The sequence below is a fragment of the Burkholderia sp. AU39826 genome, assembly GCF_020419965.1.
In the GTDB taxonomy this organism is placed as follows: domain Bacteria; phylum Pseudomonadota; class Gammaproteobacteria; order Burkholderiales; family Burkholderiaceae; genus Burkholderia; species Burkholderia semiarida.
On the sequence record NZ_JAIZQG010000002.1, the window covers coordinates 480,119 to 498,855 of the forward strand.

Annotated in this window: 18 protein-coding genes and 1 pseudogene; 8 read left to right on the forward strand and 11 right to left on the reverse strand. The window is 66.4% G+C overall.

Annotated elements, in window-relative coordinates; translation table 11 throughout:
* The first annotated feature begins 6 nt into the window (after positions 1-6).
* From LGM42_RS07015 to LGM42_RS07035, 5 genes are all read left to right on the forward strand, one after another.
* On the forward strand, positions 7-1,059 hold the full coding sequence (locus tag LGM42_RS07015) for a glycosyltransferase (protein ID WP_060316500.1): 1,053 nt from the start codon (positions 7-9) through the stop codon (positions 1,057-1,059).
* Positions 1,056-2,003: a formyltransferase gene (locus LGM42_RS07020; RefSeq protein ID WP_060316503.1), complete on the forward strand. Its 948-nt coding sequence runs from the start codon at positions 1,056-1,058 to the stop codon at positions 2,001-2,003. Before LGM42_RS07015 ends, LGM42_RS07020 begins: the two co-directional genes overlap by 4 nt.
* The gene (locus tag LGM42_RS07025; protein WP_006478632.1) at positions 2,000-3,055 is read left to right on the forward strand and encodes a bifunctional UDP-4-keto-pentose/UDP-xylose synthase; all 1,056 of its coding nucleotides are present in this window, start codon (positions 2,000-2,002) and stop codon (positions 3,053-3,055) included. Before LGM42_RS07020 ends, LGM42_RS07025 begins: the two co-directional genes overlap by 4 nt.
* A 13-nt stretch (positions 3,056-3,068) precedes the next feature.
* Complete coding sequence (locus LGM42_RS07030) at positions 3,069-3,965, forward strand: polysaccharide deacetylase family protein (RefSeq protein WP_060316507.1); 897 nt, start codon at positions 3,069-3,071, stop codon at positions 3,963-3,965.
* A gap of 110 nt (positions 3,966-4,075) precedes the next feature.
* Positions 4,076-4,537, forward strand: coding sequence for a peroxiredoxin (locus LGM42_RS07035; protein WP_059645625.1), 462 nt, complete (start codon positions 4,076-4,078; stop codon positions 4,535-4,537).
* 198 nt (positions 4,538-4,735) lie between these two features.
* Here LGM42_RS07035 and LGM42_RS07040 read toward each other — a convergent pair.
* Positions 4,736-4,977 (reverse strand): annotated as a pseudogene (locus tag LGM42_RS07040) (hypothetical protein); the annotation flags it as partial.
* Here LGM42_RS07040 and LGM42_RS07045 point away from each other — a divergent pair.
* Together LGM42_RS07045 and LGM42_RS07050 are read left to right on the forward strand one after the other, a co-directional pair.
* Positions 4,873-6,684 (forward strand): PhoH family protein, encoded by a 1,812-nt coding sequence (locus tag LGM42_RS07045; protein ID WP_059645620.1) that lies wholly within the window; start codon positions 4,873-4,875, stop codon positions 6,682-6,684. The pseudogene LGM42_RS07040 and the gene LGM42_RS07045 sit on opposite strands and share 105 nt — an antisense overlap.
* A gap of 234 nt (positions 6,685-6,918) precedes the next feature.
* Positions 6,919-8,004: a C40 family peptidase gene (locus LGM42_RS07050; RefSeq protein WP_226231863.1), complete on the forward strand. Its 1,086-nt coding sequence runs from the start codon at positions 6,919-6,921 to the stop codon at positions 8,002-8,004.
* A 122-nt stretch (positions 8,005-8,126) separates the two neighbouring features.
* Here LGM42_RS07050 and LGM42_RS07055 read toward each other — a convergent pair whose 3' ends face one another.
* The 10 genes from LGM42_RS07055 to LGM42_RS07100 form a co-directional block, all read right to left on the reverse strand.
* Entirely contained in the window at positions 8,127-9,137 is a 1,011-nt protein-coding gene (locus LGM42_RS07055) for an inorganic phosphate transporter (protein WP_059585265.1), read from the reverse strand.
* 9 nt (positions 9,138-9,146) lie between these two features.
* A complete protein-coding gene (locus tag LGM42_RS07060; RefSeq protein WP_006486252.1) occupies positions 9,147-9,773 on the reverse strand; it encodes a DUF47 domain-containing protein in 627 nt (208 codons plus the stop codon).
* A gap of 138 nt (positions 9,774-9,911) precedes the next feature.
* Positions 9,912-12,335, reverse strand: coding sequence for a replicative DNA helicase (gene dnaB / locus LGM42_RS07065; protein WP_226231864.1), 2,424 nt, complete (start codon positions 12,333-12,335; stop codon positions 9,912-9,914).
* A gap of 140 nt (positions 12,336-12,475) precedes the next feature.
* Complete coding sequence (rplI, locus tag LGM42_RS07070; protein ID WP_006486256.1) at positions 12,476-12,928, reverse strand: 50S ribosomal protein L9; 453 nt, start codon at positions 12,926-12,928, stop codon at positions 12,476-12,478.
* A gap of 27 nt (positions 12,929-12,955) precedes the next feature.
* A complete protein-coding gene (gene rpsR, locus LGM42_RS07075; protein ID WP_004193360.1) occupies positions 12,956-13,231 on the reverse strand; it encodes a 30S ribosomal protein S18 in 276 nt (91 codons plus the stop codon).
* Between the two features lie 4 nt (positions 13,232-13,235).
* Positions 13,236-13,535, reverse strand: a complete 300-nt coding sequence (priB, locus tag LGM42_RS07080; RefSeq protein ID WP_011549649.1) for a primosomal replication protein N — start codon at positions 13,533-13,535, stop codon at positions 13,236-13,238.
* Positions 13,536-13,575: 40 nt separating this feature from the next.
* Complete coding sequence (gene rpsF, locus LGM42_RS07085; protein ID WP_006486255.1) at positions 13,576-13,950, reverse strand: 30S ribosomal protein S6; 375 nt, start codon at positions 13,948-13,950, stop codon at positions 13,576-13,578.
* 230 nt (positions 13,951-14,180) lie between these two features.
* On the reverse strand, positions 14,181-15,077 hold the full coding sequence (locus LGM42_RS07090; protein ID WP_226231865.1) for an anti-sigma factor family protein: 897 nt from the start codon (positions 15,075-15,077) through the stop codon (positions 14,181-14,183).
* Positions 15,067-15,708: an RNA polymerase sigma factor gene (locus LGM42_RS07095; protein ID WP_226231866.1), complete on the reverse strand. Its 642-nt coding sequence runs from the start codon at positions 15,706-15,708 to the stop codon at positions 15,067-15,069. Before LGM42_RS07095 ends, LGM42_RS07090 begins: the two co-directional genes overlap by 11 nt.
* Positions 15,709-15,874: 166 nt before the next feature.
* Positions 15,875-16,786 (reverse strand): LysR family transcriptional regulator, encoded by a 912-nt coding sequence (locus LGM42_RS07100; protein ID WP_059585260.1) that lies wholly within the window; start codon positions 16,784-16,786, stop codon positions 15,875-15,877.
* A gap of 172 nt (positions 16,787-16,958) precedes the next feature.
* Here LGM42_RS07100 and gcl point away from each other — a divergent pair, with 172 nt between their 5' ends.
* Complete coding sequence (gene gcl / locus LGM42_RS07105; protein ID WP_226231867.1) at positions 16,959-18,734, forward strand: glyoxylate carboligase; 1,776 nt, start codon at positions 16,959-16,961, stop codon at positions 18,732-18,734.
* Positions 18,735-18,737 lie beyond the last annotated feature (3 nt).

Below are 18,737 nucleotides of genomic sequence, written 5' to 3' on the forward strand. Positions count from 1 at the left end.
GCGTACATGAGTCACCTTGAAGCACGCGTCGGGCATCCGGGCGCCGGGCACCCGGGCGCCGCGCATCTGGACGCCGGCCGGCCCGAAGTCTCGGTCATCATCCCCGTCTACAACGAGGAAGACGGCCTCGCCGCGCTGTTCGCGCGACTGTATCCGGCGCTCGACGCACTCGACACGCCGTACGAAGTGATCCTGATCAACGACGGCAGCCGCGACCGCTCGGCCGCGATGCTCGCCGATCAGTTCCACGTACGGCCGGACACGACACGCGTCGTGCTGCTCAACGGCAACTACGGCCAGCACATGGCGATCCTCGCGGGCTTCGCTCAGTCGCGCGGCGAGATCGTCATCACGCTCGACGCCGACCTGCAGAATCCGCCCGAGGAAATCGGCAAGCTGATCGCGAAGATGCGCGAGGGCTACGACTACGTCGGCTCGATCCGCAAGCAGCGCCAGGACAGCCTGTGGCGGCGCAAGGCGTCGCAGATGATGAACCGGCTGCGCGAGCGCATCACGCGCATCAAGATGACCGACCAGGGCTGCATGCTGCGCGCGTACAGCCGCCGCATCATCGACACGATCAACGTGTGCGGCGAAGTCAACACGTTCATCCCCGCGCTCGCATACACGTTCGCGCAGAACCCGACCGAAATCGAGGTCGCGCACGAGGAACGCTTCGCGGGCCAGTCGAAGTATTCGCTGTACAGCCTGATCCGGCTGAACTTCGACCTCGTGACGGGCTTCTCGGTCGTGCCGCTGCAGTGGCTGTCGTTCATCGGCGTGATCCTGTCGCTCGGCTCCGCCGCGCTGTTCGTGCTGCTGCTCGTGCGCCGCTTCATCGTCGGCGCGGAAGTGCAAGGCGTGTTCACGCTGTTCGCGATCACGTTCTTCCTGCTCGGCGTGATCATCTTCGCGCTCGGCCTGCTCGGCGAATACGTCGGCCGCATCTACCAGCAGGTGCGCGCGCGGCCGCGCTACCTGATCCAGGCCGTGCTCGAACAGCACGACGGCGTGCCGCCGGTACCGGCCGGCGCGAACCATCCGGGAGCCGCGCGATGAAGCCGCGCGCGGTCGTCTTCGCGTATCACAACGTCGGCGTGCGGTGCCTGCAGGTGCTGCTCGCGCGCGGCGTCGACGTCGCGCTGGTCGTCACGCACGAGGACAATCCGAACGAGAACATCTGGTTCGGCAGCGTCGCGGCCGTCGCGGCCGAGCACGGCATTCCGGTGCTCACGCCGGCCGATCCCGCCGATCCGGCGCTGCGCCGCGCGGTGTCCGACGCGCGGCCCGATTTCATCTTCTCGTTCTACTACCGCCACATGCTGCCGGTGGACCTGCTCGCGATCGCGCCGCGCGGCGCGTACAACATGCACGGTTCGCTGCTGCCGAAATACCGGGGTCGGGTTCCGACCAACTGGGCCGTGCTGAACGGCGAGACCGAGACCGGCGCGACGCTGCACGAGATGGCCGCCAAGCCCGACGCGGGTGCGATCGTCGGCCAGACCGCGGTGCCGATCCTGCCGGACGACACGGCCGCGCAGGTATTCGACAAGGTCACCGTGGCCGCCGAGCAGACGCTGTGGCGCGTGCTGCCCGCGCTGCTCGCGGGCGAGGCGCCGCACCTGCCGAACGATCTCGCGACCGGCAGCTACTACGGCGGGCGCAAGCCCGAGGACGGCCGCGTCGACTGGTCGAAACCGGCCGCGCAAGTCTACAACCTGGTGCGCGCGGTCGCGCCCCCGTATCCGGGTGCATTCACGGACGTCCACGGCGCGCGCTTCGTGATCGCGCGCGCGCGCCTCGCGGCGCCCGGCAGCGCGATGGCGGCGGCCGCAGCGGATTTGCCGCCCGGCCTGCACGTAAGCGATAATGCGCTATTCGGCGTCTGCGGCGACAGCCGCGCCCTATCCATTCTCGAGCTCCGGCAACAGCGCGACGGCGGTGAAACCGTCGTGACGCCCGCGGAATTCGCGCAGTTCATTCATTCTTCCCGTCATTCATGAAAGCAAAAAAAGTCCTGATCCTGGGTGTGAACGGCTTCATCGGCCATCACCTGTCGAAGCGCATTCTTGAGACCACCGATTGGGAAGTGTTCGGCATGGACATGCAGACCGACCGGCTGGGCGACCTCGTCAACCACGAGCGGATGCATTTCTTCGAAGGCGACATCACGATCAACAAGGAGTGGGTCGAGTATCACGTGAAGAAGTGCGACGTGATCCTGCCGCTCGTCGCGATCGCGACGCCGGCCACCTACGTCCAGCAGCCGCTGCGCGTGTTCGAGCTCGACTTCGAGGCGAACCTGCCGATCGTGCGCTCGGCCGTCAAGTACGGCAAGCACCTCGTGTTCCCGTCGACCTCCGAGGTCTACGGCATGTGTTCGGACGAGCAGTTCGACCCGGATGCCTCCGCGCTCACCTACGGCCCGATCAACAAGCCGCGCTGGATCTACGCGTGCTCGAAGCAGCTGATGGACCGCGTGATCTGGGGCTACGGGATGGAAGGCCTGAACTTCACGCTGTTCCGCCCGTTCAACTGGATCGGCCCGGGCCTCGACTCGATCTACACGCCGAAGGAAGGCAGCTCGCGCGTGGTCACGCAGTTCCTCGGCCACATCGTGCGCGGCGAGAACATCAGCCTCGTCGACGGCGGCTCGCAGAAGCGCGCGTTCACCGACATCGGCGACGGCATCAGCGCGCTGATGAAGATCATCGAGAACAAGGGCGGCGTCGCGTCGGGCAAGATCTACAACATCGGCAATCCGAAGAACAACTTCTCGGTTCGCGAGCTCGCGCACAAGATGCTCGAACTGGCCGCGGAATTCCCCGAGTACGCCGATTCGGCCAAGCAGGTGAAGCTCGTCGAAACGACGTCCGGCGCCTACTACGGCAACGGCTACCAGGACGTGCAGAACCGCGTGCCGAAGATCGACAACACGATGCAGGAGCTCGGCTGGGCGCCGCAAGCGACGTTCGACGACGCGCTGCGCAACATCTTCGAAGCGTATCGCGGCCACGTCGCCGACGCGCGCGCGCTCGTCGAACAGCAAGGCTGAGCGGGACGTTCGCTTGGCTCGCATCGTCCTCAAGATCGACGTCGACACGCTGCGCGGCACGCGCGAAGGCGTGCCGAACCTCGCGCGCATCTTCGATCGCTTCAATGCGCGCGCGACCTTCCTCTTCAGCCTCGGGCCCGATCACACGGGCTGGGCGCTGCGGCGCGTGTTCCGCCCGGGCTTCCTGAAGAAGGTGTCGCGCACGTCGGTCGTCGAACACTACGGCGTGAAGCAGCTGATGTACGGCGTGCTGCTGCCCGGCCCCGACATCGGCCGCCGCGCGATCGCCGACATGCGCGCGATTCACGAGGCCGGCTTCGAATGCGGGGTCCACACGTGGGATCACGTGGTCTGGCAGGACAACGTGCGCGTGCGCGATCGCGACTGGACCGCGCGTGAAATGCAGAAGAGCCATGCGCGCTTCATCGAGATCTTCGGCGCGCCGCCCGTCACGCACGGCGCGGCCGGCTGGCAGATGAACGATTCCGCGTTCGAGCAGATCGACGCGTGGGGGATGCGCTACGCATCCGACGGTCGCGGCCACTCGCCGTACCTGCCCGTCGTCGGCGGCCGCACGCTGTCGCACGTGCAGATGCCGACCACGCTGCCGACGCTCGACGAAGTGCTCGGCGTCGACGGCATCGACACGCGCAACGTCGCCGCGCACATCCTCAAGTTCACCGAAGCCAATCCGCACGACCAGGTGTTCACGCTGCATGCGGAACTGGAAGGCCAGAAGCTCGCGCCCGTGTTCGAGCAACTGCTCGCCGGCTGGCGTGCGCAAGGCCACACGTTTGCGACGATGGGCGACTACCACGCGACGCTGGACCGCGACTCGCTGCCATCGTACCCTGTCGCGTGGGGCGAAATCCCCGGCCGCTCCGGCGAACTGATCGTCCAGCCCGACTGAGTTCGCGCGCGAGCCGGCGTCGCCGCTCCCGCCCTCGCGGCGCGTTGCCGCGACGCCCCGCCGAACCGCGCCGCCGCAGCGGCGCCCTTCCATAACAATAGGAGAAACACGTGTCTGTCGAAGTTGACCGTCAAGTTCCCGATTTCACCGCACCGGCCACGGGCGGCGACATTTCGCTGTCCGACCTGAAGGGCAAGAAGCTCGTACTGTACTTCTATCCGAAGGACAACACGCCGGGCTGCACGACCGAAGGGCTGCAGTTCCGCGATCTCTATCCGAAATTCAAGAAAGCCGGTGCGGAAGTCATCGGCGTGTCGCGCGACAGCCTGCGCTCGCACGACAACTTCAAGGCCAAGCTCGAACTGCCGTTCCCGCTGATTTCCGATGCCGACGAAGCGCTGTGCGCGTTGTTCGATGTCATCAAGATGAAGAAAATGTATGGCAAGGAAGTGCGCGGAATCGAGCGCTCGACGTTCCTGATCGACGCGGACGGCGTGCTTCGCCACGCATGGCGCGGCATCAAGGTACCGGGTCACGTGGACGACGTGCTAAAGGCTGTACAAGCGCTTTGAGGCGCGTTATATTGGGCCGCAATGAATGCCCGTTCGCCCCATATTTCTCGTAGCTGCGCCGGTGCCCGTTGCGATGCTTGCCGGCACCTGACGCGCATCACGACGGCATCAGCCGAGCCGCATGTCCCTGTCGACGGGGCAGCGGCTTTTTTTATGGAACGCGCGCCGGCCCTCCCCGGTCCGGCCCTTACCGCATCGAGGAGCTGATCGACACTTAGGCGAACCGGCTAGACGAAATTCCTGTGCGCCACCGCGCGCAAACTGCATGCGTCTACGTCACGCAGGATGCGATCAGCGGCGCACGCCATGCGACACGATTCCTCCCGAGGGACACCATGCCTTTGCCTACTCCCCCCAGCAAGCTCGGCAGCCTGCTGCCGCCCGACGAATACAAGGCGAAAGCGCGGCCCGCGAAAGCCGCGAAGAAATCCGCCGAAGGGGACGCATCCACAGCCGGTGACTATGGTCCGGCCAGCGTGGCCCAACCGATGATCGAAGCCGCGAACACGGCCGCGCCGCTGCGCGCCGTCGCGTCTTCGGCGCCCGATGCCCCGAGCGCGCCCGCGCGCGGCCGCAAGACCAGGCAGACGGCCGCGCTGCTGCAGCCGATGCCGGCGCCCGCCGAACCCGCGGCGCCCGTCGTGGCACGCAACGACAAGCCGGCCGCAGATAAATCTGGCGGAGCGGCCGCGGCACCCGCGCGCGATGCGGGCGCCGCGACGAAGTCGCGCAGCCGCAAGCCCGCCGACGCCGAACTGCAGAAACTGTTCGTGCTCGACACCAACGTGCTGATGCACGACCCGAGCAGCCTCTTCCGCTTCGAGGAACACGACGTCTATCTGCCGATGATGACGCTCGAGGAACTCGACAACCACAAGAAGGGGATGTCCGAAGTCGCACGCAACGCGCGCCAGGTCAGCCGCACGCTCGACGCGCTCGTCGCCGACGGCGGCCCGATCTCGGCCGGCATCCCGCTGTCGCGCCTCGGCAGCCGCGACGCGCTCGGGCGCCTGTACTTCCAGACGAAGCTGGCGGATATCGCGCCGGTGGAAGGTTTGCCCGAAGGCAAGGCCGACAATCAGATCCTCGGCGTCGTGCGCGCGCTGCAGCGCGACCGGCCCGACCGCCAGGTCGTGCTGGTGTCGAAAGACATCAACATGCGGATCAAGGCGCACGCGCTCGGCCTGCCCGCGGAAGACTACTTCAACGACCAGGTGCTCGAGGATTCGGATCTCCTGTACAACGGCGTGCGCGAACTGCCGCAGGACTTCTGGACCAAGCATGCGAAGGGCATGGAGAGCTGGCAGGACACGAAGACGGGCACCACGTACTACCGCGTGACCGGCCCGCTCGTCGCGTCGATGCTCGTCAACGAGTTCGTCTATCTCGAGCCGCAGAACGGCGAGCCGACGTTCCACGCGATCGTCCGCGAGCTGAACGGCAAGACGGCGCTGCTGCAGACGCTGCGCGACTACAGCCACCACAAGAACAACGTGTGGGGCATCACCGCGCGCAATCGCGAGCAGAACTTCGCGCTGAACCTGCTGATGAACCCCGAGATCGACTTCGTCACGCTGCTCGGCCAGGCCGGCACCGGCAAGACGCTCGTCGCGCTCGCGGCCGGCCTCGCGCAAGTGCTCGACGACAAGCGCTACAACGAGATCATCGTGACGCGTGCGACCGTGCCCGTCGGCGAGGACATCGGTTTCCTGCCCGGCACCGAGGAAGAGAAGATGCAGCCGTGGATGGGCGCATTCGACGACAACCTCGAAGTGCTGCAGAAGACCGACGACGCGGCCGGCGAATGGGGCCGTGCCGCGACACAGGAGCTGATCCGTTCGCGCCTGAAGGTGAAGAGCATGAACTTCATGCGCGGCCGCACGTTCGTCGACAAGTACCTGATCATCGACGAGGCGCAGAACCTGACGCCGAAGCAGATGAAGACGCTCGTCACGCGCGCGGGCCCCGGCACGAAGATCGTGTGCCTCGGCAACATCGCGCAGATCGACACGCCCTATCTGACCGAAGGCAGCTCGGGCCTGACCTACGTCGTCGACCGCTTCAAGGGCTGGGGCCACAGCGGCCACGTGACCCTCGCGCGCGGCGAACGCTCGCGGCTCGCCGACTACGCGTCGGACATCCTGTAACGCGCCGGCCGGCCGAACGGCCGGCTTTCGACGCCACGCGGCGCTCCATTTTCGGAGCGCCGTGTTTATTTGGGGTCGAAGACAAAAGTAACGCTTCGTCACGCAACAACGCAGTTTACGCGCGAAACTTCAAGTAAATTCTCAGGAATGGTTGCTTAAGCCCCGCCGGAGCGTCTACCATCGGGTCTGTCTGTTGTCATACGATTCGCGAGTGCACCGCTCGCCCGCCTTGCCATGCTTCGAATCTGGGTTCCCGTCGCCGTCGTCTCCCTGCTTGCGGCCTGCTCCAGCGTGCCGCCGCAATCGGCATCGCGTTCCGCGTCGGGCATGAAGATCACGACGCCGCGTGCGTTCCCGGCGCCGGCCAATTTCCCCAAATTCGTCGACCACAGCGTCGGCCAGGAAGAAATCTCGATCCAGGCGATGAGCCTCGTCGGCGTCCCGTATCGCTGGGGCGGCAACACGCCGGCGAGCGGCTTCGACTGCAGCGGGCTCGTGCGCTACGTGATCGGCCGCGCGGCCGACGTAAACCTGCCGCGCACGACCGCCGACATGAGCGGCCGCGGCGTGTCGATCGAGCCCGACGAGATCGCGCCGGGCGACCTGATCTTCTTCAATACGACCGGGCGGCCGCATTCGCACGTCGGCATCTATGTCGGCAAGCTGCGCTTCGTCAACGCACCGTCGACGGGCGGCACCGTGCGGCTCGACTACCTGACGAACCCGTACTGGGCGAAGCGCTTCGACGGCATTCGCCGCGTCGCGCCGCCGCGCTCCGCCCCGACGCCGTTCGATGCGCCGACCTACGAGGCCAAGCGCGACGAGCCGCGCAATCCGCCGGCGGTCGCGGCTGCTCCGGCGGTCGTGACGGCTGCCGCCGCGCCGCGACAGCCGGCGGCGTATGCGTCTTCACGAGCAAGAGCGACGCAGGCGCCGGCTCCGGCCATCCCGACCACGCCGGTCGTGACGGCCACCGCAACCGCACCGGCAGCACCGGCCACCGATCCGTATGAACCGCCGCCACCGCGGATGCAGGCGGCCCAGCAGCAAGCCACGTCGGTGAACGACGGCGCGACCGCGATGACGGCCAACGCAGCACCGACCGCCCCGGCGGAAGTCGGCACGCAGATTCCGACGACCGCCCTGACGGCCGCCGAGGCCGCTGCCTTCGATGCCGAGCCGCCGCCCGCCCCCGGCACGCCGCCGCGCACCATCGATCCCGTGCAGGTGTTGCGTGCGTCGACGCAATCCGCGCCCATCAGCCCGCACACCAGTACGGCAGACGATCCGATCGCGCGGTTCGCGAACGGCAGCTACTGAGCCGTTGCTCGAACCGCGACCGTCGACCACGTCGACAACATGCTCCGCTGGCCTCCAAAAGAAAATGCGCCGCGGCCTTTCGGCCTGCGGCGCATTTCGCGTCGATCAGGAAGTGTCGGCGATCAGAAGATCTGATGCCCGAGCCACCAGCCGCCAGCCGCGAACAGCGCGGCCGCCGGCAACGTCAGCACCCACGCCCACACGATGTTGCCGGCGACGCCCCAGCGCACGGCCGACAGCTTCTGCGTCGCGCCGACACCGACGATCGCACCGGTAATCGTGTGCGTGGTCGACACGGGAATGCCGAGGAACGATGCGACGAACAGCGTGATTGCCCCACCGCTTTCCGCGCAGAAGCCGCCGACCGGCTTGAGCTTCGTGATCTTCTGGCCCATCGTGCGCACGATGCGCCAGCCGCCGAACAGCGTGCCGAGGCCCATCGACAGGTAGCACGCGCCGATCACCCACGCCGGCGGCGCATCGGCGGTGGCCGACGCGTAGCCGCTCGCGATCAGCAGCATCCAGATGATACCGATCGTCTTCTGTGCGTCGTTGCCGCCGTGGCCCAGGCTGTACAGCCCCGCCGACAGCAGCTGCAGCCGGCGGAAGCGCCGGTCGACCTTGCTGGGCGCGGTACGGAAATACAGCCACGACACGCCGAGCATGAACAGCGAACCGAGGATGAAGCCGAGCAGCGGCGAAATGAAGATGAACGCGATCGTCTTCAGCAGCCCGTCGATGTTCAGCGAGCTCCAGCCCGACTTCGCGAGCGCCGCGCCGACGAGGCCGCCGATCAGCGCGTGCGACGAGCTCGACGGAATCCCGTAGTACCACGTGATCACGTTCCAGCCGATCGCGCCGACCAGCGCGCCGAACACGACGTAGTGGTCGACGATCTCGGGATCGATCGTGCCTTTACCGACGGTCTGCGCGACTTTCAGGTGGAAGATGAAATACGCGATCACGTTGAACGCGGCCGCGAACACCACGGCCTGCTGGGGCTTCAGCACCCCGGTCGACACGACGGTGGCGATCGAGTTCGCCGCGTCGTGAAAGCCGTTCATGAAGTCGAATACGAGCGCGACGAGCACGAGCGTCGCGACCATCCATAGGGCGAGTTGTATCGAATGCATGTGGTCCGCTCAGGCGTTTTCCAGCACGATGCCTTCGATGATGTTCGCGACGTCCTCGCACTTGTCGGTGATCTCTTCCAGCAGCTCGTAGATCGCCTTCAGCTTGATGAGCGTCTTCACGTCGTCTTCCTCGCGGAACAGCTTCGACATCGCCGCGCGCAACACGCGGTCGGCTTCCGACTCCCAGCGATCGATTTCCTCGCACTGCTTGAGGATCTGCGCCGACTGCTTCATGTCGGACAGCAAGCCGACGGCCTGCTGCACGTGTTGCGCCGACTGCGTGACGATATGCGCGAGCTGGCTCGCCTCGGACGTGACGGACTGCACGTCGTACAGCGACACGGCCGTCGCGACGTCCTCCATCAGGTCGAGGATGTCGTCCATCGTCGTGATCAGCTTGTGGATCTCGTCACGATCGAGCGGCGTGATGAAGGTCTTGTGCAGCAGATCGATCGCCTCGTGCGTCAGCTTGTCGGCGGCCTTCTCGGCGATTTGCACGTTTTGCTTGTGAATCTCGGCGTCGGCGAGATTGTCGATCAGCAGTTCGAGCTCGCGGCCACCGGAAACGATGTGCTTCGCGTGCGAGTTGAAGAGTTCAAAGAACTTGCCCTCGGTGGGCATGAATCGACCGAACATGGGATTCCTGAGAGATTGTCAAACTACTGTCACGAAAACGGGCGACATTGTACCGGTTCCGGTCGCGACGCGACGTGCGCATATGCGCACGCCGGGATTGGATACAACATTTGGCGAAATAGGTGTTTACAACCAGCTTTACTCGCCGTAGAAGGTCTGCGCCCCGGCAAAATTGTCGAACTTCGTGTATTGCCCCAGGAACGTGAGCCGAACGGGCCCGATCGGGCCGTTACGCTGCTTGCCGATGATGATTTCGGCCGTCCCCTTGTCAGGGCTGTCGGGATTGTAGACCTCATCTCGATAAATGAACAGGATCACGTCCGCATCCTGTTCGATTGCGCCCGATTCGCGCAAATCCGACATCACCGGCCGCTTGTTCGGGCGCTGTTCGAGGCCGCGGTTCAGCTGCGACAGCGCGATCACCGGCACGTCGAGCTCCTTCGCGAGGCTCTTCAGCGATCGCGAGATTTCCGAAATTTCGGTCGCGCGGTTCTCGCCCTGCGACGAACCCGACATCAGCTGCAGGTAGTCGACGATGATCAGGCCGAGCTTGCCGCATTGTCTCGCGAGGCGCCGCGCGCGCGAGCGCAATTCCATCGGATTCAGGCCGCCCGTCTCGTCGATGAAGAGCTGCGCCTCGCTCATCTTCTGCACCGCGTGCGTCAGCTTCGGCCAATCCTCGTCCGTCAGGCGGCCGGTACGCATCCGGTGCTGGTCGAGCCGGCCGATCGAGCCGAGCATACGCATCACGAGCTGGGTGCCCGGCATTTCCATCGAGAACACCGCGACCGGCAACCCGTACTCGACCGCGACGTATTCGCCGATGTTCATGGAGAAGGCCGTATTGTGGGTCACGACGTAATCGTCGGTCACGTACAGCCGCGACGGATGCGAGACCGAAATGCATTGCGTGGCCGTCCGGCGCGTCGGCTCGATGGCGGCGATGACCGGCATCTTGCGGCGCACACGCCCGCCCGTCAGCCGGTCGCGCTTGCCCTGGAACAGGAACAGGCTCTGCGGATCCGGATGACTGATCGTGCAAACGTAAGCCGTCGCACCGGCCTTGCGTTCGCCGTCGACCGTGAAGCTCGTCGCCTTTTCGGCAATCTGGCACCATGCACCGAGCGAACGCGCCAGTTCGCGCACGTCGCTCGCCAACTGCGCGCTGGCGGTCGAATAACGCACCGCCCCACACGATTCGACCCAGCCGTCCGTGTCGAGCAGCCCGCGCAACAAATCCAGCCGCGCGTCCTTGTCCGCATCGAGGTAGAGGCGCGGGATGAACTTGTCGTAGCTCGTCCTCCCCCACACACCGAGCTGCTCGAGAGCAGCCTTGAGCGGGTTGGCGGACGGCCGGGCTTCCGCGGCCGTCGACGGCCGGCGCTTGATGCGCCAGTCGTGCTGGCCCGCGTATTCGAGCTCGAGCGACGCGTCGACGCGCGCGCGCATCCGGTTCAACGTTTCCTCGGCCTTCACGCTGAAACGCACGGCAGTCCCGCCGAGCGCACCGTCGCCCAGCAGCGCGCCGAGCACCCACGGATCGATCGGCAGCGCCTCGCGATGACCGAACTCGCCGCTCGGCATGTCGATCCACAGCCGGTTCCGGTAGCGTTCGCGCGTCAGCAACGTGCGAATCTCCGCGGTCGACAGTACGCGCGGCTTTTCCCACTCACGGAAATGGACGCACCACAGGTGCTCGTCGCAGCATTCGGCCGAACGCCCATCCGAAAAGCGGACCCGATACACCTGGCGTTCGCCCTGCGGGTAGATCCCGGTCACGATCGACGCTGCGCCGTCGACCGAAGCAAGTGCATCACCGACTGCCAGCTCGCCCATCGGCTTCCAGCCCGTCAGCGTCCTGACGCGCGCATCGAGCGGCTGGGCCTTACCCATCGACGGTCTTCCGGCCACGATGATCAGCTCGCCGCCGTGCATCCCGGACGTCATCCGGTCGAGGTCGACGAAGCCGGTCGGCGTGCCGGTGACGTCGCTCGGGTTCGCGGTGTGGTACAGCGTGTCGATGCGCTCGACCACCTGGGTAAGCAGCGGGCCGATCTCGAGGAAACCCTGGTTGCCGCGCGCGCCCTCCTCGGCGATCGAGAACACCTTCGATTCGGCTTCGTCGAGCAGTTGGCGGACTTCCTTGCCCTGCGGATTGAAGGCGTCGGCCGAGATCTCGTCGGCGACCGACACCAGCCGGCGCAGCACCGCGCGATCACGCACGATTTCCGCGTAGCGGCGGATGTTCGCCGCGCTCGGCGTGTTCTGCGCGAGGGCGTTCAGGTACGCGAGCCCGCCGACGTCGTCGGCCTTGCCGGACGTGGTCAGCGCTTCGTACACGGTCACGACGTCGGCCGGGCGCGTCGACGCGATCAGGCGGCCGATGTGCTCGTAGATGATCCGGTGGTCGTAGCGGTAGAAGTCGCCCTGCGACAGGAAATCGGCAATCCGGTCCCATGCCGCGTTGTCGAGCAACAGGCCGCCGAGCACCGACTGCTCGGCTTCGACCGAATGCGGCGGGACTTTCAGCGATTCGATTTGGGGATCTTGCGGCGCGTTCATGGGTTGGGATTATCGCGAATAGATGGCGGCAGCGCTACCACCGCTTGCCGGCGATCGGGCAATAAAAAAGGCAGGCCCCGGTTGCCCGGGCGCCTGCCCTTGTCCGGACGACGGAAGCCGCCCGGCAAGCTTGCATACGCTTACGCGTGGTCGCCGATCACGTTGATCGTGACGTCGACGACGACGTCCGTGTGCAGCGCGACCTGGACGTTGTGCTCGCCGATCATCTTCAGCGGGCCTTCCGGCATGCGCACTTGCAGCTTCTCGACTTCGTAGCCTGCCTTCTTCAGCAGTTCCGCGACGTCGCCGTTCGTGACCGAGCCGAACAGACGGCCGTCGACGCCCGACTTCTGCGTGATTTCGAACGACTGGCCGTTCAGCTTCTCGCCGACTGCCTGCGATGCTGCCAGCTTTTCAGCAGCGATCTTTTCGAGTTCAGCGCGGCGCACTTCGAATTCGGCGATCGCTTCCTTCGTTGCACGGCGAGCCTTGCGGTTCGGGATCAGGAAGTTGCGAGCGTAACCGTCCTTGACCTTGACGATATCGCCGAGGTTGCCCAGATTGGCGACTTTTTCCAACAGAATGATTTGCATTCGAATTCTCCTTATTGCGTCGCCTGATTACGCCTTGTGCTGATCGGTGTACGGCAGCAGCGCGAGGAAACGCGCACGCTTGATGGCCGTATCCAGCTGACGCTGATAGTGCGCCTTCGTACCCGTCAGACGAGCCGGCGTGATCTTGCCGTTTTCGCCGATGAAGTCCTTCAGCGTTTCCGTGTCCTTGTAGTCGATCTGCTCGACGCCTGCAGCCGTGAAACGGCAGAACTTCTTGCGCTTGAAGAGCGGGTTTTGTTGCTGACGACGCTTGTCGAATTTCTTACCAGTCGGGCGGGCCATGATTTCAGTCCTTTCCTGTGTCCTGCAATGCAGTGATGTGAAACACCAAGGTTCTCGCGTTGCGGCTTTTCTTGGCCAGAAAGCCCGTGAACAGCGTTTCGACGCCCATTTCACGACTTTCCAGCTTGCCGCTCGCCTCACCGGCCGCCACCGCCTCGATCGTCATTTCGACCTGACGGGGAATGCCTGCTTCGACGACTTCCGTGCGGTGATGCAATGTGGCGCTTGCGATCGGAACACCGGCCGGCGTATATCGCACCGGTGCGCGTTCGACGACGCTCGCCGTCAATTGCAACCTGTTCACGTGAGTGGCGCGCTCCTTGATGGCTTAATAAGTGACGAACTTAAGCCTGCGCTTCGGCCGGCTGAGCAGCAGCCGCCTTCTTGGCTTCTTCGCGCTGAACTTCCTTCATCATCGGCGACGGGCCGGTTTCGGCCTTCTTCATCTTGACGATGAGGTGACGCAGCACGGCGTCGTTGAACTTGAACGCGTGTTCGAGTTCGTCGAGCGTCGTCTGGTCGCACTCGATGTTCATGCAGACGTAGTGAGCCTTCGCGAGTTTCTCGATCATGTAGGCCAGCTGGCGACGGCCCCAGTCTTCGACACGGTGGATCTGGCCGCCGTGCGACGTGATCGTGGACTTGTAGCGCTCGATCATCGCGGGCACTTGCTCGCTTTGATCCGGGTGCACGATGAATACGATTTCGTAATGACGCATTACACACTCCTTGTGGATTAAAGCCACCCGGGCGTCTGAACCGGTGTGGCAAGTGAGAAGCCGAAGATTCTAACCCGGTTACGGGTCGCATGCAAGGCCAATCGACGATCGGCGGACGGATTCGGCCGTGTTTTCAAAGACTTGAGCAGGCATGCGGGCGGCCGCGGCCGACATCCGGCCCTTCCACGGCCGGGGTCGGAACACGCGTGCGCCGCCCCTCGGCCGCGCCGTCATTCGCTGCGCGCGCCGGCAAGCCGCGCGCCGAGGGCCGTCCGGAACGCCGCGAGCGCCGACGGCTCGGCGTCGGTCACGGCCCACCACGTCATCCCGGCCGCGTTCCAGCGGTCGAGCGCATAGCCCTGCGACACGGTCGTGTACGGAGCAGCCGGCCGCTCCCCGGCCGGCTGCACGTAGACGTCGACCACGTGCTGCCGGTGGCGGTAGACGAGCACCGCGACACGGCGACGCCCGACGTAATCGAGCCGGCCGCCGACCAGCGCGAAGCCGCTCGCCGCGAGATCCTCGACCGGCGGCGCGTAGTCGAGCCGGCCGTTGAACCACGGCTTGACCGTGTGCTGGTCGGTCGAGATCACGTCGATGGCGCGCGCCGACAGGTCGGCCCGTACATGGCTCGCGACGAGTTCGTCGACCGTTCGCTCGGTGTCGGCGTGGCGGGCCGACCACGCCATTCCGCCCGCCGCCGCGAGCGCCATCAACAGCGCGACGCCCCAGCCGAGGCCCGGCAACGCGGCCACGCGCGGGCCGATGCCGGCCGGCCCCGGGCGCGCCGGCCCGCCACGCCCGCTCAGCCAGGAAAACCAGCCGCGTCCGCGCGGCCGCCGCGGCGGCGGTGACCCGGGCTCGGGCCGCGGCTCGGCCGGCGACGACTCACGGGCAGGCGCATCGGCCGCGGCCGGCAGGCTCGCAAGAATGCTCGCCCGCAGCGCGTCCGGCGCGCGGTGATAATCGGCCTGCCGCACGGCCTGCACCAGCGTGACGATCCGCGCGCGTTCGCGGCGGCACGCGTCGCACCCGTCGACATGCTGCTGGACACGCAACGCATCGGGCGCCGACAGCTCGCGGTCGACGTCCGCGTCCAGCAACGCTCGCGCTTCGTTACAGTCCATCGATAGCCTCCGATGCGGTTCCGCCCGCCGGCGTCCGGCCCGGCCGGCCTTCGGTCGTCGGCGCCGGCGCGGCGCCCAGCAGCGCGGCGAGCTTGCGCCGGCCGCGCGCGAGCCGCGACATCACCGTGCCGACCGGCACGTCGGCGATCGCCGCGATCTCGCGGTAGCTCAGGTCCTCCATCTCGCGCAGCACGAGCACCTCGCGGTATTCGGTCGGCAGCTTCGCGAGCGCCGCATTCACGAGCCGCACGTTCTCGCCGCGCAGCAGCTGCGCGAGCGGGTCCTCCGTCGCCGGCTGCCAGTCGTCGGGCACGTCCGCGTCGTCGAGCGTGTCGGGCAGCGCCACCTCGTGCGCATGCGCGCGCCGCCGCCACTCGGTGTACCAGGTGTGGCGCACGATCGTCAGCAGCCACGGCCGCGCGTTGTCGCCGCGACACGAATCGACGAAGCGCAGCGCGCGCATGCACGCGTCCTGCACGACGTCGTCCGCATCGCCGGCGCTGCCGCTCAGCCAGCGCGCGAGGTTGTACGCGGCGTCGAGATGCGGCAGCACGAGCATGCGAAACCGCTCGCCGCGCGCGGCTGCATCGTCCGCCGCCCGTTCATCGACCGCCTGTCCGGCTTGCCCCACATGGCCTCCCTGGTCCCGGCGGCCGACGCCGCGCCCGTTCCGCGCCCGGCGCCCGGACAGACCGGCAACGTGCGCGCTCGATGACCTTACCGCTGCTGCGTCGAGTTTATTCCCGCGCCGCACGCATGCAGCGCAAAAAATCGCAGGCGGCCGGGCGCGCCGGCCGTTACGGCGTGGTGCTCCAGTAACCGGGGCGCGCATACGCTTCGCGCAGGTAATCGATGAAGTAACGCACGCGCGCCGGCACGTAGCGCTGCTGCGGGTAGACGGCGAGGATGTCGTAGTCGGGCAGCGCGTATTCGTCGAGCACGGTCTCGAGTTCGCCCGTTTCGAGCTGCGCGGCGATCTCCCACGTCGAGCGCCAGCCGAGCCCGAGCCCCTCGGCCACCCAGCGGTGCAGCAGCTCGCCGTCGTTGCAGTCGAGATTGCCGGTCACGCGCATCGTCGCGATCTTGCCGTGACGCTGGAAATACCAGCCGCGGTTCTGCCCGCCCTGCAGGTTGAACGCGAGACAGTTGTGCTTGAGCAGGTCGTCGAGCGATTTCGGCCGGCCGTGCCGGCGGAAATAGTCGGGCGTGCCGCACACCACGCGCCGGTTCGACGCGAGCTTCACAGCGACGAAGTTCGGATCGACCGCGCCGCCGATCCGGATCGACAGGTCGTAGCCTTCGCGCACGAGATCGACGACGCGGTCGGTCAGGTTGAACGACAGCTGCATCTCCGGCTTGTCGGCCAGGAAGCCGGGCGCGTGCGGCGCGACGTGCTTGCGGCCGAACGCGGCCGGCGCCGACACGATCAGGTGCCCGCTGACCGCGCGCCGGCCGGCAGCCAGCTCGTTCTCGGCCTGATCCCATTCGGACAGCAGCCCGCGGCAGCGCTCGAGGAACGCGGCGCCCTCCTCGCTGACCACCAGCCGCCGCGTCGAGCGGTACATCAGTTTCACGCCGAGGCGCTTCTCCAGCGCGTCGATGCGCCGCCCCAGCACCACCGGCGACACGCCCTCCTCCAGCGCCGCCGCCGCGAGGCTGCCGGCATCGGCCACGCGCACGAACGTCTCGATCTGCTTGAAGCGGTCCATCTCCCGTCTCCGTCTCGGCTCCGACACCGGCGGGAAGCCCCGTCCGGCCGTCATTCCATACTTTTAGTTTCGAAATAAGCGACTTCGGCTGATCTTATCAAACCTTTCCTGCATCCCTAAAGTGTCCCCAACAGACCGATTCGCACGATCCGCCATATTCAAGGAGACATTCATGGCCAAGATGAGAGCCGTCGACGCAGCCGTACTCGTGCTCGAGAAGGAAGGCATCCAGACCGCGTTCGGGGTGCCGGGCGCGGCGATCAACCCGTTCTACTCGGCCATGCGCAAGTCGGGCGGCATCAGCCACGTGCTCGCGCGCCACGTCGAGGGCGCATCGCACATGGCCGAAGGCTTCACGCGGGCGGCGCCGGGCAACATCGGCGTGTGCATCGGCACGTCGGGCCCCGCCGGCACCGACATGATCACCGGCCTCTACTCCGCATCGGCCGACTCGATTCCGATCCTCGCGATCACGGGCCAGGCGCCGCGCGCGCGCCTCTACAAGGAAGACTTCCAGGCCGTCGACATCGAATCGATCGCGAAGCCGGTCACCAAGTGGGCCGTCACCGTGCGCGAACCGGCGCTCGTGCCGCGCGTGTTCCAGCAGGCGTTCCACCTGATGCGCTCGGGCCGCCCGGGCCCGGTGCTGGTCGACCTGCCGATCGACGTGCAGCTCGCCGAAATCGAGTTCGACATCGACACGTACGAACCGCTGCCGGTCTACAAGCCCGCGGCCACCCGCGCGCAGATCGAGAAGGCGCTCGCGATGCTCAACGACGCCGACAAGCCGCTGATCGTGTCGGGCGGCGGCGTGCTCAACGCGGCGGCCGAAGACCTGCTCGTGCAGTTCGCCGAAACGGTCGGGGTGCCGGTGATCCCGACGCTGATGTCGTGGGGCGCGATTCCCGACGATCACCCGCTGATGGCCGGCATGGTCGGCCTGCAGACGTCGCACCGCTACGGCAACGCGACGATGCTCGCGTCCGACTTCGTGCTCGGCATCGGCAACCGCTGGGCGAACCGCCACACGGGCAGCGTCGAGGTCTACACGAAGGGCCGCAAGTTCGTGCACGTCGACATCGAGCCGACGCAGATCGGCCGCGTGTTCGGCCCGGATCTCGGCATCGTGTCCGACGCGAAGGCGGCCCTCGAGCTGTTCGTCGCGGTCGCGCGGGAATGGAAGGCCGCGGGCAAGCTGAAGGACCGCGGCGAGTGGGTGTCCGAGTGCCAGGCGCGCAAGCGCACGCTGCAGCGCAAGACGCACTTCGACAACGTGCCGGTCAAGCCGCAGCGCGTGTATGAAGAAATGAACAAGGTGTTCGGCCGCGATACCTGCTACGTCAGCACGATCGGCCTGTCGCAGATCGCCGCCGCGCAGTTCCTGCACGTGTTCAAGGCACGCAACTGGATCAACTGCGGGCAGGCCGGCCCGCTCGGCTGGACGATCCCCGCCGCACTCGGCGTGCGTGCGGCCGACCCGAGCCGCCCGATCGTCGCGCTGTCCGGCGACTACGACTTCCAGTTCATGATCGAGGAGCTCGCGGCCGGCGCGCAATTCAAGCTGCCGTACGTGCACGTCGTCGTGAACAACTCGTACCTCGGGCTGATCCGCCAGGCGCAGCGCGCGTTCGACATGGACTACTGCGTGCAGCTCGCGTTCGACAACGTGAACGTACCCGAACTGAACGGGTATGGCGTCGACCACGTGGCGGTTGCCGAAGGCCTCGGCTGCAAGGCGCTGCGCGTGTTCAAGCCGGAAGAGATCGAGCCGGCGCTGCGCCAGGCGCAAACGCTCGCGGAAGAGTTCAGCGTGCCGGTGGTCGTCGAGGTGATCCTCGAGCGCGTGACGAACATCTCGATGGGCACCGAGATCGACGCGATCAACGAATTCGAGGAGCTCGCCGAAAAGGCCGAGCACGCACCGACCGCGATCTCGATGCTCGACTGAACC

Coding starts and splice junctions, on each gene's coding strand:
- rplI (WP_006486256.1), bottom strand. CDS start 12,928: ATGCAAATCATTCTGTTGGAAAAAGTCGCCAATCTGGGCAACCTCGGC.
- rpsF (WP_006486255.1), bottom strand. CDS start 13,950: ATGCGTCATTACGAAATCGTATTCATCGTGCACCCGGATCAAAGCGAG.
- LGM42_RS07025 (WP_006478632.1), top strand. CDS start 2,000: ATGAAAGCAAAAAAAGTCCTGATCCTGGGTGTGAACGGCTTCATCGGC.
- LGM42_RS07090 (WP_226231865.1), bottom strand. CDS start 15,077: ATGGACTGTAACGAAGCGCGAGCGTTGCTGGACGCGGACGTCGACCGC.
- LGM42_RS07100 (WP_059585260.1), bottom strand. CDS start 16,786: ATGGACCGCTTCAAGCAGATCGAGACGTTCGTGCGCGTGGCCGATGCC.
- LGM42_RS07015 (WP_060316500.1), top strand. CDS start 7: ATGAGTCACCTTGAAGCACGCGTCGGGCATCCGGGCGCCGGGCACCCG.
- gcl (WP_226231867.1), top strand. CDS start 16,959: ATGGCCAAGATGAGAGCCGTCGACGCAGCCGTACTCGTGCTCGAGAAG.
- LGM42_RS07020 (WP_060316503.1), top strand. CDS start 1,056: ATGAAGCCGCGCGCGGTCGTCTTCGCGTATCACAACGTCGGCGTGCGG.
- rpsR (WP_004193360.1), bottom strand. CDS start 13,231: ATGGCCCGCCCGACTGGTAAGAAATTCGACAAGCGTCGTCAGCAACAA.
- LGM42_RS07050 (WP_226231863.1), top strand. CDS start 6,919: ATGCTTCGAATCTGGGTTCCCGTCGCCGTCGTCTCCCTGCTTGCGGCC.
- LGM42_RS07045 (WP_059645620.1), top strand. CDS start 4,873: ATGCCTTTGCCTACTCCCCCCAGCAAGCTCGGCAGCCTGCTGCCGCCC.
- LGM42_RS07055 (WP_059585265.1), bottom strand. CDS start 9,137: ATGCATTCGATACAACTCGCCCTATGGATGGTCGCGACGCTCGTGCTC.
- LGM42_RS07060 (WP_006486252.1), bottom strand. CDS start 9,773: ATGTTCGGTCGATTCATGCCCACCGAGGGCAAGTTCTTTGAACTCTTC.
- dnaB (WP_226231864.1), bottom strand. CDS start 12,335: ATGAACGCGCCGCAAGATCCCCAAATCGAATCGCTGAAAGTCCCGCCG.